Genomic DNA, 14995 nt, shown 5'->3' with positions numbered 1-14995 from the left:
GACGGATGAGTGATGCGATTCAAGTAAATACCCCGCCGCATAGCGTTGAGGCGGAGCAAGCCGTCCTCGGAGCCGTCATCCTCGACTCGGACCGTCTGATCACTGCCTCGGAACGAGTCGACCCGGACGATTTTTATCGCGTCAGCCATCAACGAATCTTTGAGGCGATGTTGAAAATCAATGACCGCGGCGAACTCGTCGATTTGGTCACGCTCAGTTCGGAGCTTCAAGCCCAAGGGATCCTCGATGAGATCGGTGGCTTGAACTACTTGGCGGAAATCGCTGAAGCGGTTCCGGCCATCGGAAACATCGGTTACTACTTGAACGTCGTCGATCAAAAGGCGGCGCTCCGCCGACTTATCCGTACGGCAACGAATATCGTCTCGGACGGGTATGAGCGCCAAGACGAAGTCGATGCGGTTTTATCGGATGCGGAGCGAAACATTTTAAAAGTGTCGCAGCGAAAAGGGCAGTCCAGTTTCCACCCGATCGGGTCGGTCTTATCGGACGCCTATTCGACGATTGAAAAATTACACCAATCAAGCGGTGAGATTACCGGAATTGCGACCGGGTTCACCGATTTGGATAAGATGACGGCCGGTTTCCAACGAAACGACCTCATCATCGTCGCGGCCCGTCCATCCGTCGGGAAGACGGCGTTCGCGCTCAACATCTCGCAAAACGTCGCCGTCCGTACCGGCGAGAACGTCGCCATCTTCAGTTTGGAGATGGGTGCCGAGCAACTCGTTATGCGGATGCTCTGTGCGGAAGGCAACATCGATGCCCAGCGTCTTCGGACGGGACGTCTCGAGGCCGAGGATTGGGGACGGCTCTCGCTCGCGATGTCCTCGTTGTCTCAAGCGGGGATCTACATTGATGATACGCCGGGCCTCCGGGTCAACGAGATTCGAGCGAAATGTCGTCGTCTGAAACAAGAGCACGGACTCGGCATGATCATGATTGACTACTTGCAACTTATCGTTGGGAACGGGAAACCGGGCGAGAACCGGCAACAAGAAGTGTCGGAAATCTCGCGTACGCTCAAAGCGATCGCGCGTGAGCTTCAAGTGCCCGTCATCGCCTTGTCTCAGCTCTCCCGTGGTGTAGAGAGCCGTCAAGACAAGCGGCCGATGATGTCGGATATCCGGGAATCCGGAGCCATCGAGCAGGATGCCGATATCGTCGCCTTCTTGTATCGTGACGATTATTACGACAAAGAGAGTGAAGATGCGAACACGATTGAGATTATCATCGCGAAGCAACGTAACGGTCCGACCGGTACGGTCAAACTCTCGTTCCGAAAAGAATACAACAAGTTCGTCAACATGGAGACGCAAGCCTTTGCGCCCCCGATGTAAGACGAATCCGGCGACGTCGACGAGACGTCGCCTTTTTTGTCCGCCTTTCTACCCAAACGTCTTCAGAAATTCAAGATTTCAGGAAGTAAAAGAAAAATGTTAACTTAATAACGAACGAAAGATTACAGTATAAAATTATCGTTCGGTATTAGGTTGACTTTCTGAAGTGTCAGGTGTACACTTACGGATGGTTTGAACAGAACGTTTATTTACAAGGAGGATTCATTATGTCATCAGTAGTCGTAGTGGGAACGCAGTGGGGCGATGAAGGAAAAGGGAAGATTACCGATTTCTTGTCGAAACAAGCCGACGTCGTCGCGCGTTATCAAGGGGGAGACAACGCTGGTCATACAATCGTCTTCAATGATACGAAATACAAACTTCATTTGATTCCATCGGGGATTTTTTACTCGGACAAGACGTGTGTCATCGGGAACGGGATGGTCGTCAACCCGAAGTCGCTCGTCAAAGAACTCGCTTACTTGCATGAGCGCGGTGTGAGCACGGACAACCTTCGCATCTCGAACCGGGCACACGTCATCTTGCCGTATCACCAGCTTCAAGACAAGCTTGAAGAAGATGCAAAAGGCGACGCCAAAGTCGGAACGACGTTAAAAGGGATCGGTCCTTGTTACATGGACAAAGCGGCGCGCATCGGGATTCGGATCGCTGACCTGCTCGATAAAGAAGTGTTCGCCGAGAAGCTCAAGACCGTTCTTGAAATCAAAAACCGCATGTTCGTGAAGATGTACGAAGTCGACGCGGTCGCGTTCGATGACGTGTTCGAAGAGTATTACGCGTACGGCCAGCAGTTCGCCAAGTATGTCTGTGATACGTCGGTCGTCTTGAACGATGCGCTCGATGAAGACGAGAAGGTGCTCTTCGAAGGCGCGCAAGGTGTCCTCCTCGACATCGACCACGGCACGTACCCGTTCGTCACCTCATCGAACGCGGCGTCTGGCGGCGTGTCGAGCGGTGCCGGAATCGGTCCGTCGAAGATTCATCACGTCGTCGGTGTATGTAAAGCGTACACGTCGCGCGTCGGTGACGGTCCGTTCCCGACCGAGCTTGACGATGAGATTGGCCACATGATCCGGGAAGTCGGAAAAGAGTACGGCACAACGACGGGACGTCCGCGCCGTGTCGGTTGGTTCGACTCGGTCGTCGTTCGCCACTCGCGCCGCGTCAGCGGGATCACGGACCTTTGCCTCAACTCGATTGACGTGTTGACGGGGCTTGAGACGTTGAAGATTTGTACGGCATACGAGTATGAAGGCAAACTCCTCGATGAGTACCCGCCAAACTTCCGTGTCCTTGAGAAGTGTGTCCCGGTCTATGAAGAGCTCCCGGGCTGGACAGAAGACATTACAGGCGTTCGCGCGTTCGAGGACTTACCGGTGAACGCACAGAACTACGTGAAGCGCATCGAAGCGTTGACGGGAATCGAATTGTTGACGTTCTCGGTCGGACCGGCCCGTGAACAGACGGTCATTTTGCGTGACATTTACGAAGCATAAGACAGAGAGCCCGTGTGGCTCTCTTTTTCATTTCCACGGAAATGACCCATGCTTTCTAACCTATAGAAAAAGAGTTACAATGTAGACATGTACGTTTAATGATAGAGGAGGACTCACTGAATGGATCGTACGATTTTAGTGGTAGATGACGAACAACCAATCGCTGATATATTGAAATTCAAACTTGAAAAGGAAGGGTACCAAGTCCACGTTGCATACGACGGGGAAGAGGCGCTCGTGAAAGTCGAAGAGGTCAAGCCAGACTTGATCTTACTCGACATCATGCTTCCGCTCAAAGACGGGATGGAAGTCTGCCGGGAAGTCCGGAAGAAATACGACATGCCGATCATCATGTTGACGGCGAAAGATTCAGAGATCGATAAAGTGCTCGGTCTCGAGCTCGGTGCTGACGATTACGTCACGAAACCGTTCAGCTCACGTGAACTGTTGGCACGCGTTAAGGCGAACATGCGCCGCCATGCGACGGCACCGGCGCCAGAGACGAAAGGGGCCAATGAAAATGATATCGTCATCGGAGATTTGACGATTCACCCTGACTCTTACATGGTGACGAAGCGGGAAGAGAAGATCGAACTGACGCACCGTGAGTTCGAACTCATCCATTACCTTGCCCAAAATATCGGGCAAGTGATGACGCGTGAGCATTTGCTCCAGACCGTATGGGGCTATGATTACTTCGGTGATGTGCGTACCGTGGACGTGACCGTGCGTCGTCTTCGTGAGAAAGTGGAAGACAACCCGTCGACGCCGACGTATATCATTACACGTCGTGGTGTCGGCTACTATTTAAAAGCAGGAGAAGAAGACTAAACGATGAAACCGACGAACTTCTTTAAATCAATCCAGTGGAAGCTCGTCGTCATCTATGCGCTGCTCATCCTTGTTGCGATGCAAGTCATTGGGGTGTACTTCGTGCGTTCCCTTGAACGGCAATACATCAACAACTTCTCGCAGTCGCTCGTCGACCGAGCCAACCTTCTGAGCTACAACGTCAGCCAAGGGGTGGCATCGAACGGTGGCGACTCGACCTCCGACCAGCAGTTGAACCAGGTACTGGATCAACTGCTGTCTGAATTTACGGAGAGCACGACGCTAGCTGACGACATTCGCGAAGTCCAAATCATCGACACGAACAGTGTCGTCCGGGCGACGTCGAACCCGAATAATCAAAGTCTCGTCGGACAACGGACGGCGAGCACGTTCATTCAAAAATCGTTCGCGACGAGTGGTGCCCAAGAGACGGTCGTCTATGAGGACTCGAACGAACGGATGCGCGTTGTCGCCGTGCCGGTTAAATCGGAAGTCGATGGCACGACGACCGGCATGATTTACATCGAAGCATCGATGCAGTCCATTTATAACCAGATGGAGCAGGTGACCCGAATCCTTGCGACCGGGACACTCATCGCGCTCATCATCACCTCGATTCTCGGCATCTTGCTGTCACGGACGATCACGCGACCGATTGCGGACATGCGTCGTCAAGCCGTCGAGATGCGAAAAGGGAACTTCTCCCGAAAAGTTAAAGTGTATTCTGACGACGAAGTCGGCCAGCTCGCTTACGCGTTCAACGAATTGACGGATGAATTGATGGAAGCGAACGCAACGACCGAGGCCGAGCGCCGTCGCTTGACGAGCGTACTCGAGAACATGTCGGATGGGGTCGTCGCGACCGATCGCTCGCTCCGCGTCATTCTCATGAACGACCAGGCACGCGATATGATTGGGGTCGACGAGGAAGAAGCGATGGGGGCGAACCTTCAGAGCTTGCTCGAATTTGACGACGAGATCATCATCCCGGAAGACGGGACGATGCCACCGAAACTCATCGACCTCAGCACGGACGATGAACTGTTCCTCGTGCGTGCGTACTTCTCACCGATTCAAAAGCATAGCGGTCCTATCACCGGTCTGATCGTCGTCTTGCATGATGTGACCGAACAAGAGCAAGTCGAGCAGGACCGTCGTGAGTTCGTCGCGAACGTGAGCCACGAGCTTCGGACGCCGTTGACGACGATGCGCAGCTATCTCGAAGTACTCGCCGAAGGCGCGTATAAAGACGATGAGCTCGCCCCACGGTTCCTTGAGACGACGCAAAACGAGACGGAGCGAATGATTCGCCTCGTCAATGACTTGTTGCAGCTCTCGAAAATGGACAGCAAAGAATACAAGATGCAAAAAGTGAAGTTTGATTTCATCCAGTTCTTCAACGATATTATCGACCGTCACGAGATGACAAAAGGTGAGACGATTGAGTTTCGTCGGAAGCTCATGAAGCGCCGTGTCTACGTGCACGCCGATCAAGACAAGATGACGCAAGTGATTGACAACATCATCACGAACGCGATCAAGTTCTCTCCAGAAGGCGGAACGATCACGTTCCGTACGATGCTTCGGGCGAAACGACTCGTCGTTGGGATTAAAGACGAAGGCGTCGGCATCCCGAAATCGAACTTGAAGAAAATCTTTGAACGGTTCTACCGGGTCGATAAGGCGCGGGCGCGGAACATCGGGGGGACCGGACTCGGTCTGTCAATCGCCAAAGAAGTCGTCTCCGCACACGGCGGGGACATTTGGGCAGAAAGTGAGTTCGGGCGCGGGACGACGATTTACTTCACGATTCCGTTCGATACAATCGTGGAGGTGAATGACTGATGGAACGCAAACGTTTCTGGGGACGGCCAGAACTAGTGAAATCGCTCGTCTTGCTCACCTTGATCGTTACGTCCATCGTCCAAACGATCATCCTGTGGGATTATCATCCGAAATACCAGTCTGTCCAGTCAGAGACGCAAGTCGCGACGGTCGACACGTCACTTCAGCGTCGGGCGAGCCAGTTGATCATCCCGGCTCAGACGGTCGTGCACGAAAACAATGCCGTCTTCGCGACGAAGAATACGCCGAAACAAATCACGCGGGTCATCCGCGATGCGTTCGAAGCGAACGAGTTCAAGCCGCTTGCCGCGAAAAACGTGCCGAGCCTGTATACGGATATCAATGAGGCGCTCGAACTCGTGTTGCCAGAGCCATACTATGCCGATACGCTCAGCTACATCGTGCCCGGATCGTACAGTTTATCCGGTAAAGTTCCACAACGCGCGCTTTTGTTCGTAGACGGTGACGTGTGGAAGATTCGGGCCATCATGAGCGATCAGTCGATTTGGGAAGGGCGTTTGACCAAAGTCGGCAACAGCGACGTCAACAGCTTGTTTTTGAAAGACTCGAGCCGCGCGATGCAACGCGTCACGTATACGGATGACCGGGTGAACTATATCCCGGTCGTCGGGCCTGAGATGAACGAACTGTTTGCGTATGACGTCTCACAAATTCAAATCTCGGCCCGCCTCGATTGGATGCGGGACACGTTCTTCCCGGGAGATCCGAACGTACAAGAAGTCGACCCGGCCAGTTCAGTCGGGGCGCTCACGAACGGGATTAGCGTCGCCGAGTACGACGCGAAACTGAACGCGAGCCGCTACCGGAACTTGTCGCGCAACAGCACCGAGCGTGAATCCGCTATCGGGCTCGACACGATCGTCGAATTCGTCAACTTCCATGGGGGTTGGGTCGACGAGACGTCTGAAGGTCAAGGGTTGTCCCTTCGGTTCGATGCGATTACACCGGCGAATAAAGGCTTCGAGACGACCGTCTTCCGGTTTCACGTGAACGGGTACCCTGTGTTTAGTCAACGGGAAGCGTTCATCAATAACGACGCGGTCGACTTATCGACGCTTCGCGTCGAGAATGACGGGGCACAAGTCCGTTCCATCACCCGGCATCACCTCGAAATCGACCGCATGATCTCGGTCGGGACGACGAAACTCGCAGGTGGCCAGGATGTGGTGGACATGCTCGTCAACACGGGACGGTTCGAGAACATCACCGAGATTCGCCTCGGCTACGAGATTGAATACAATGAAGACACGAGCCGCTACGTCACGTTCTCGCCGAACTGGTTCGTTCGTGAAGCGGGACGATGGATCCCATATGATAAGCCGGGAGACTGGACAGAAAGGATGATGTACCGTGGATTGGAGTAAAGCGAAAACGATTCTCTTGTTCGCCTTTCTCGCGCTGAACATCTATCTTTTGTTCCAGCTTTTGACCGAGACGTGGGCGACCGAAGTCGTCTCGAACGACAATACGTCGATTGCCCAAATTTTAGACCAACGTGACGTCGATGCGTCTAAACTGCCGCGCATGGGTCGAGATATCGGCTATTTGACCGGTTCTTCTGAGCAGATGTCGGCTTCGATGATTACGAAAAATCGAGAAGCCCAATTGGCGACGACACTCGACAACATGCAGCTCGAAGTCGAATTGAAGGAGCCGGTTCCGCTCGATGCGACGGACTTACGGACGACATCGGCAACGTTCGTCGCCGAATACGTGCCGTTTGGTTCCGAGTACGCGTATTGGCGTTTCGATGAAGCGACACGTCAAATCGCGTTCGTGCAGACGTATGAGAACAACAAGATTTTCTCAAACCCAGAGATCGAGGCCGACACGGAGACATATATCGGTCCATCGCTCTTATTGCTTCAGCTGAATGAAGACTACGAAGTGACGGACTATAAGCAACGTCATTTGACGAACCTGTCATCGAAGTCGCAAGACGATCTCGTCTTGACGGCGAGCGAGGCGATCTCGCAATTGGCAGGACGGAAGTATTTCCAGCCGAACCAAGAGATGCGCGCGATTAACACGGGCTTTTATAGCCTCCCGCTCGATAGCTCGGGTAGTTTGATTATTATGCCGCCGCTTTGGTCGATCACGATTGATGATAACGTCTACTTCGTCAATGCCATCGACGGCACGGTCGAGCGGGTTGAGTTTTTAACGGAAGAATGAAAGAAAGGAGTGATGGCGTGACTTTACGCTATAGTGTACTTGCGAGCGGTTCGACCGGTAACGCGCTCTATATTGAGACGGAACGGGCGAAATTGCTCCTGGACGCCGGATTGACCGGAAAAGCGATGCAAGAGCGCATCCAGCAGATTGGCCGGTCGTTCGAAGGCATCGACGCACTGCTCGTCACCCATGAGCACTCCGACCATATAAAAGGGGTCGGAATTTTGGCCCGTAAGTTCAACTTACCGATTTATGCGAACGCCAAGACGTGGGAAGCGATGGAGGCGAGTATCGGGAAAATTGACCCGGCGCTCAAGTTCCATTTCGAGGTCGGGGACATCAAACAGATTGGCGATATCGAGATTGAGTCGTTTAACGTCAGCCACGATGCCGCCGACCCGATGTTCTATCAGTTCGCCCACGAAGGCAAACGGCTCGCGCACATTACGGATACCGGCTATGTGTCGGATCGGATGAAAGGCGTTATCCGCGGGGCGGACGACTTCATCTTCGAATCGAACCACGACGTGTCGATGCTTCAGATGGGACGTTATCCATGGAGCGTTAAACGCCGCATCCTTGGGGATTACGGTCACGTCTCGAACGAAGACGCGGCGATTGCCATGAGCGAAGTCATTAGCGAACGGACAAAACGCATCTATTTGGCTCACCTCAGTAAAGACAACAACATGAAAGAACTTGCCCAGATGAGCGTCTCCCAGACACTCGGCATGCGCGATGTCGACCTCGGTCGCATCAAATTGTGTGATACCGACCCAACCGTTCCGACTTCGCTCGTTTCTTTATAAGCGAAGTTGGGAAAAGACAGGTAACACACTGTCTTAAAGGGGGGACGCGTCGTGAATGAAGAGAGACACCATGAGTATGAACCTCAAGACGTCGAACCTTTACCGCACGAAGCAGACACGATGAACAATCAATCGACTTACCCATCTCGCAGCGACTGGCGTCCGAAAAGTGAGGAACGCGTGCGTCACAAGCCACGGATGAATATAAAACCGTTGTTACTCGGAGGGGTTGGCGGATTCTTAGGAGCGGCTTTGTTCTTTTTGGCGATGATGCTCTGGGATTCGCCGACCTCTCGTTTTGTGACGAACGAGCTGATTCGGACGGAACAAGCCGTCACGTTCACCGAGTCCGACATCACGACGGCTGTGACCGGGGCAAAGACGTCCGTCGTCAGCATCACGAACATTCAGCGTGCCTTTACGTCAAACTCACAGTGGGAGGCGGGGGCAGGCTCCGGTGTCATTTATAAAGTCGAGGGCGACATGGCGTACATCGTCACGAACTTCCACGTCATCGAGCAGGCTGATGAGATTAGTATCGCCTTCTCGGACGGGCAAGTGGCCACAGCGACGGTCTTAGGGGAAGATCCACTCAACGACTTGGCCGTCGCGGCTGTATCGTTACCAGACAACATCGAGGCGACCCCGATTGTCCTCGGCGACTCGACGACGCTCCAAGCCGGCGAGACGGTCATGGCGATTGGAAATCCGCTCGGCGTCTTTTCAAACTCGGTCACCCGTGGTATCGTCAGTGGTGTCGAACGCACCGTGCCAGTCGACACGAACAGTGACGGGCTCATGGATTATAACGCCGAAGTCATCCAAACCGATGCGGCAATCAACCCGGGTAACTCGGGAGGGGCGCTCATCAACATACGAGGCGAACTCGTCGGCATCAACTCGATGAAAATCGCGGAAGCGAGTGTCGAAGGGGTCGGCTTCTCGATTCCTGTGAACGTGGCGCTCCCGGTCATCGATATGTTAGAGCGAGATGGTCGCGTGACCCGGGCCCAGCTCGGCGTCACGATTCAAGAAGTCATCGCCGTCCCAGGCAACGTCCGGGAAGAGTATGGCATCAGTTTTGACAACGAAGACGGCGTCTTCGTCGAAGAGATCACACCCGGGAGTCCGGCCGAACAGGCGGGGCTTCAAGTCGGGGATGTCATCGTAAAGATTGGTGACCGTGACATCAAACGATACGTCGATTTACGGGACGCTTTATACCGCGACGCGACGGTCGGAGACACGGTAACGATCGAATATACCCGGCGCGGCGAGCGGAACGAGACCGAGGCAACGTTAACCGAAGCGAGATAAAGAAGCGGCAACGCTTCTTTTTTAAGGAGGAAAACCTGTGGAAAAAAAAGTATGCAACGAACATGTTGAAATCGCTTTAGACATCATTGTGGATGAAACGGGCGAATACCCCGTACTTGAAGAACTATCCACAAGTGGACAAGTGACATGTGCGTTCTGTGACGCCGATGCAACATATGTTGTGTCAAGCAAAAAATGATCATCAACATGTGGATTTGTGGATAACTCTGTGGATAACCCTATGGATAACTCCGAAAAAACTGTGGAAAAAGGAAGAATTGGATGAATATTTCAATTATCACGGTCGGCAAACTAAAGGAGAAGTATTTGAAACTAGGAATTGCCGAGTATACGAAACGGCTCTCGGCGTACGCAAAAGTGCAGGAAATCGAGGTCGCAGACGAGAAAGCGCCCGAGCATTTAAGTGACGCGGATATGATACTAGTAAAACAAAAAGAAGGTGAGCGAATTTTGGCGAAAATCAGTCCAGATACGCACGTCATCGCTCTGGCCATAAACGCTAAACAACGGACGAGTGAAGAGTTCGCTCGTGAGCTCGATCAACTTGCTACGTATGGGAAAAGTAAAATCGCATTTGTCATCGGGGGCTCGCTCGGTTTATCCGAGGACGTGATGAAACGCGCGAACGATACCATTTCGTTCTCGAAGATGACGTTCCCGCACCAAGTGATGAAACTCGTCTTATGCGAGCAGATTTACCGTGCGTATCGGATCAATCGGAATGAACCGTACCATAAATAAATGAAAAACAGTTGATGTGCATCGGCGCAGCAACTGTTTTTTGCTTTATAAGGCCAGCTGGACATCGTCAAAATCGGATAAAGATTGATCGGAATCGTTGCATCCTCTCTGTTTCAATTATAATCAGACATAAGTGAAGTAAGAGATAACGTTTTAAATCACAAAGGAGACATCAAACTTGGATACAATCATTCAACAAAAACTATTCGAAATTGAAGAAAAACATCGTATAAAAGTTCTATATGCAGTCGAGTCTGGTAGCCGTGCCTGGGGATTCCCTTCAAAAGATAGCGATTATGACGTTCGATTTATCTACATCCATCTTCCCGAATGGTATTTGGCGATTGACCCTCAAGGGATTGGGCAAAAACGTGACGTGATTGAAGAGCCGATTAACGATTTGTTAGACATTAGTGGCTGGGAAATCACGAAAGCGTTGCGGCTGTTCCGAAAGAACAATCCTCCTCTTTTAGAATGGCTCAGAAGTGAGATCGTTTATTACCAACAATATGCGTTTGTGGATCATGTACGAGTATTAGAATCCGATGTGTTTAATCCGACGTCGATGCTACATCATTACTTAAACATGGCCAAAAATAATTACCGTGAATATTTGCAAGGACCTGAAGTTCGAATCAAAAAGTATTTCTACGTGCTTCGTCCGATTTTGGCTTGCCTGTGGATTGAGAAATATAATACGGCGCCGCCAATCCGTTTTCATGTCCTATTAGAGGATGCGTTACAAGCTGGTGAATTAAAAGATTCGATTCATGAATTGCTAGAACGGAAACTGGCGGGGGATGAGTTTGATTTAGAGCCTCGAATTGCCGTCATTAACGAATTTATAGAGCGAGAAATGGAACGTTTTGAAGTATATGTGAAATCGCTCAACGTTCAACAAAAGGATCCGACCGTCCAACTGGATGCGCTATTTCGACAAACGTTGCAAGAGGTATGGGGATAACTCTAGTCATGCAGAGGTATCCATTTCATCTCATGACACGATTAAACCAATCATCTGCACCGGCTATCTAATCGAGATAGCCGTTTTTTAATGCTTCGCGTCAATTATCGAAGGTCATATTGCCGTTAAAAAGACAATGTGATAAAATCACATAGCAAATGATTATCATTATCAATTAAACAGTTATTCACTACATAAGAACAAGGAAGGATCAATCCAATGAACAAAATCGAATTATATAAAACGGCTTTTATCAACGGACTCGACGTCGTGGCCGACGCTACATTTGAAGAGATGCAACTCGGCGTCACGAAAGAATGGGATTCCATCGGTCACATGACGTTGATCGCGGAACTCGAGGACGCGTTTGACGTCTATATCGATTCAGAGTGGATCACCGAGTTCAACACATACCAGTCAGGCATCGACTTATTGAAACGCTTGGGTGTGGACTTCGGACAATGAAGCGCTTCGATACAATCGAACAGTATGGAGCGCGTACCGCCATCTACACAGATCGCGCGTATTCCTACGACGAGATGATCGAGGCGGCCGACGCGATTGTGCGTGAGGTCGGCGATCGAACGCTTGTCTTTTGTCTATGTGCCAACAATAAAGAGTCAATCTTCGGCTACGTCGGGTTCCTCCGTGGACGCATCGTACCGCTCCTGTTGGATGCAACGATTCATTCGGAACAGCTGCAGCATTTGATTGACCGCTACCGACCGACGCACATTTGGGCGAATCGGGAGCATCATCAATTAGAGCAGGAGATGGACACGACTTACGAATATGGGGACTATGCGCTATTCGCCTGTCCTCAGGCAATCGAACATGACCTTCATGACGAGCTCGCGCTCCTGTTGACGACGTCCGGCAGTACGGGGAGCCCGAAGTTGGTCCGACTCAGTTACGACAACCTGTTCCATAACGCGCAATCGATTGTGTCTTATTTAGAGATTGGAGAAAACGATCGTCCGATCACGACGCTCCCGATGAATTACTCCTATGGCCTCTCCATCATCAACAGCCATCTCGTGTCTGGGGCGACGATTGTCGTGACGGAGGCGCCCATCATGCAGAAGGAATTCTGGCAGTTGTGCCGCGACCAGCAGGTGACGACGTTCGGCGGTGTCCCATTCGTCTATGAGATGTTGCATCGGCTCAAGTTCGAGACGATGGAGCTGCCGAGTTTGACAAAGCTCACCCAAGCCGGCGGGAAATTAAATCCCGCTCTAGCAGAGGTGTTTACTGATTTATGCGAACGAAAAGGGATGCAATTCTTCATGATGTACGGGCAAACGGAAGCGACAGCGCGCATGTCGTATTTGCCTCCTCATCAGAACCGGGAGAAGGCGGGGAGCATCGGCATCGCCATTCCCGGTGGTGAATTGACGCTTCGCAGTGAAGCAGGTGAACAGATTTCTTCCCCGAACCTCGTCGGAGAGCTGATTTATCACGGTGCGAACGTATCGCTCGGTTATGCCGAAGCATTACCCGACCTCGCGAGCGGAAATGTAAATCAAGGTATGCTGCAGACAGGAGATTTGGCGTACATGGATGAAGACGGCTATTTCTTTATCGTCGGGCGCATGAAGCGCATGATTAAGATGCATGGAAACCGAATCAGCCTCGATGAAGTAGAGCATCTGTTGCGAGTACGCGGTCATGAGTGTGTCTGTACGGGAACGGACGACGAGCTATACGTTTACACGTTGCAAGACGACCGTGCCGCTATCAAACAAGTCATTAAAGAGATGATGCATACAAGAGGGGTCACGATTCTCCAAATCGATGCGATTCCCCGGAACGAATCCGGAAAGATTCTGTATTCCGCGTTACCAAAACGAGAGCTCGTCACTACCTGAACAAGTACATAGGTGCTAGATAATCCTTTATTGAACGCAACACAAGTTTAGAATAATCAGGTGAAGATATGACGTTTATTTCAATCGAGTTTTTACTCTTTGTCGCTCTATTGGTGGCGATGTATTATGTAGTCCCGCACCGCTTCCGATGGGTGCTGCTACTAGCAGCGAGCTATCTGTTTTATGCCACGCTCAGTATTCAATTCATTCCGCTCTTGCTCGTGAGCACCGCGTTCACGTACGTCACGGGAATCCTTATCGAACGGCAGGACGAGAAGCGACAGAAGAAACGCCTCATGGTGATGGGCGTCTTCGTTTTGGTGATGTTTCTCGGCTGGTTCAAATACTTTAACTTCGTGAATGACTCGTTACGCGCGATGGCCGGATTGATGGGCTGGAACTACGACATCCCGTATCAAGACATCGTCTTGCCGCTCGCAATTTCGTTTTATACGTTTCAGGCCATCAGTTATCTCGTTGACTTGTATCGCGGGAAATTGAAGGCCGAGCGCCATTATGGCTATTTCTCGATTTATTTCGCTTTCTTCCCCCAACTCGTCGCCGGGCCGATTGAGCGGGCCAAGAAGTTGCTGCCTCAATTCAAGGCGGAGCAACGGTTCGACTATGAGCACGTCAGCTATGGGATGAAACGGATTGCCTGGGGCTTCTTTAAGAAGACGCTCATCGCCGACCGATTGGCGCCGATGGTCGCGACCGTATTCAGTCGGCCAGACCCGACCGGCTCGGAAATCGTGCTCGGGACGATGCTGTTTTCGATTCAATTGTACGCCGACTTTTCCGCCTGCAGCGACATCGCCATTGGGACAGCGAGACTATTCGGCATCAAGTTGACGGAGAACTTCCGACAGCCTCATTTCGCTGTATCCATCGCCGACTTTTGGAACCGATGGCACATCTCGCTGTCGACGTGGCTCCGCGATTATATCTTCATCCCGCTCTGCAAAGGGAAAAAGAAACGACATCAAATCTATGTCGCCATCATCATCACATTCTTGATAAGCGGTATCTGGCACGGGGCCGCCTGGAGTTTCGTTTTATGGGGTCTGATTCACGGTATTTATCGCGTGTTCGGAGATGCGACGAAACATCATCGGGAGCAGTTGGCGTCCTTCGTTCGATTGGACCGGACGCCCGAGCTTCATAAATGGATCAACATCGCGACGACGTTCCAGTTGGTCAGTTTCTCCCGCGTCTTTTTCGTATCCGACTCGGTCGCACAAGCGTTTCATCATGCTCGACTGTACGTGACCCCTTCGTCGTGGGCGCCAACGGGAATGCTGCATGCGCTGGAGTTGTTCTCGTTACTCGATTTCGTCGTGTTTCTCTTCTTCTTTACGGCCGTTCACGTGTTTCAGTATATCGAACGGACGAAAGGGTCGGCTTGGGATTGGTTGGCCGGGCGTTCCACGCTCGCCAATGTGGCGATTCAACTGTTCGTAATCGTCTCGGTCTTAGTGTTCGGTGTGTCGAGTGAAGGTTTTATTTACGGTGGGTTCTAAGTGAAAGG

The 14995-nt window shown here is 51.7% G+C and carries 14 protein-coding genes; all 14 read left to right on the top strand.

The window, feature by feature from the left end:
- The first annotated feature begins 5 nt into the window (after nt 1-5).
- The 14 genes from dnaB (at nt 6) to KNP92_RS12270 (ending at nt 14987) form a co-directional block, all read left to right on the top strand.
- Nucleotides 6-1358: a replicative DNA helicase gene (gene dnaB, locus KNP92_RS12335; RefSeq protein ID WP_214840924.1), complete on the top strand. Its 1353-nt coding sequence runs from the start codon at nt 6-8 to the stop codon at nt 1356-1358.
- Nucleotides 1359-1585: 227 nt separating this feature from the next.
- On the top strand, nt 1586-2875 hold the full coding sequence (locus tag KNP92_RS12330; protein ID WP_034817032.1) for an adenylosuccinate synthase: 1290 nt from the start codon (nt 1586-1588) through the stop codon (nt 2873-2875).
- Nucleotides 2876-2995: 120 nt separating this feature from the next.
- Nucleotides 2996-3706: a response regulator YycF gene (gene yycF / locus KNP92_RS12325; protein WP_034806238.1), complete on the top strand. Its 711-nt coding sequence runs from the start codon at nt 2996-2998 to the stop codon at nt 3704-3706.
- Nucleotides 3707-3709: 3 nt separating this feature from the next.
- The gene (walK, locus tag KNP92_RS12320) at nt 3710-5551 is read left to right on the top strand and encodes a cell wall metabolism sensor histidine kinase WalK (RefSeq protein WP_214840922.1); all 1842 of its coding nucleotides are present in this window, start codon (nt 3710-3712) and stop codon (nt 5549-5551) included.
- Nucleotides 5551-6936 carry a two-component system activity regulator YycH gene (gene yycH, locus KNP92_RS12315; RefSeq protein ID WP_214840920.1) on the top strand — a complete coding sequence of 462 codons (1386 nt, stop codon included), beginning with the start codon at nt 5551-5553 and terminating at the stop codon, nt 6934-6936. Before walK ends, yycH begins: the two co-directional genes overlap by 1 nt.
- Nucleotides 6923-7747 carry a two-component system regulatory protein YycI gene (locus tag KNP92_RS12310; RefSeq protein ID WP_214840918.1) on the top strand — a complete coding sequence of 275 codons (825 nt, stop codon included), beginning with the start codon at nt 6923-6925 and terminating at the stop codon, nt 7745-7747. The genes yycH and KNP92_RS12310 overlap by 14 nt, the downstream gene beginning before the upstream one ends.
- 17 nt (nt 7748-7764) lie before the next feature.
- Nucleotides 7765-8556, top strand: a complete 792-nt coding sequence (locus KNP92_RS12305) for an MBL fold metallo-hydrolase (protein ID WP_214840916.1) — start codon at nt 7765-7767, stop codon at nt 8554-8556.
- A 51-nt stretch (nt 8557-8607) separates the two neighbouring features.
- Nucleotides 8608-9873, top strand: a complete 1266-nt coding sequence (locus tag KNP92_RS12300) for a S1C family serine protease (protein ID WP_214840914.1) — start codon at nt 8608-8610, stop codon at nt 9871-9873.
- A gap of 37 nt (nt 9874-9910) precedes the next feature.
- Nucleotides 9911-10072: a CxxH/CxxC protein gene (locus KNP92_RS12295; protein ID WP_214840912.1), complete on the top strand. Its 162-nt coding sequence runs from the start codon at nt 9911-9913 to the stop codon at nt 10070-10072.
- Between the two features lie 83 nt (nt 10073-10155).
- Nucleotides 10156-10635, top strand: coding sequence for a 23S rRNA (pseudouridine(1915)-N(3))-methyltransferase RlmH (gene rlmH, locus KNP92_RS12290; protein ID WP_034806255.1), 480 nt, complete (start codon nt 10156-10158; stop codon nt 10633-10635).
- 178 nt (nt 10636-10813) lie between these two features.
- Nucleotides 10814-11599 carry a nucleotidyltransferase domain-containing protein gene (locus KNP92_RS12285; protein WP_214840911.1) on the top strand — a complete coding sequence of 262 codons (786 nt, stop codon included), beginning with the start codon at nt 10814-10816 and terminating at the stop codon, nt 11597-11599.
- Nucleotides 11600-11818: 219 nt separating this feature from the next.
- Nucleotides 11819-12064, top strand: a complete 246-nt coding sequence (locus KNP92_RS12280) for an acyl carrier protein (RefSeq protein ID WP_214840910.1) — start codon at nt 11819-11821, stop codon at nt 12062-12064.
- The gene (locus tag KNP92_RS12275; RefSeq protein ID WP_214840909.1) at nt 12061-13467 is read left to right on the top strand and encodes an AMP-binding protein; all 1407 of its coding nucleotides are present in this window, start codon (nt 12061-12063) and stop codon (nt 13465-13467) included. The genes KNP92_RS12280 and KNP92_RS12275 overlap by 4 nt, the downstream gene beginning before the upstream one ends.
- Before the next feature lie 68 nt (nt 13468-13535).
- On the top strand, nt 13536-14987 hold the full coding sequence (locus KNP92_RS12270) for an MBOAT family O-acyltransferase (RefSeq protein ID WP_214840908.1): 1452 nt from the start codon (nt 13536-13538) through the stop codon (nt 14985-14987).
- The last annotated feature ends 8 nt before the right edge of the window (nt 14988-14995 follow it).

The organism is Exiguobacterium sp. s122, assembly GCF_018618475.1.
Taxonomy (GTDB): Bacteria; Bacillota; Bacilli; order Exiguobacteriales; family Exiguobacteriaceae; genus Exiguobacterium; species Exiguobacterium himgiriensis.
This window is presented reverse-complemented; position numbering and strand designations above follow the sequence as displayed.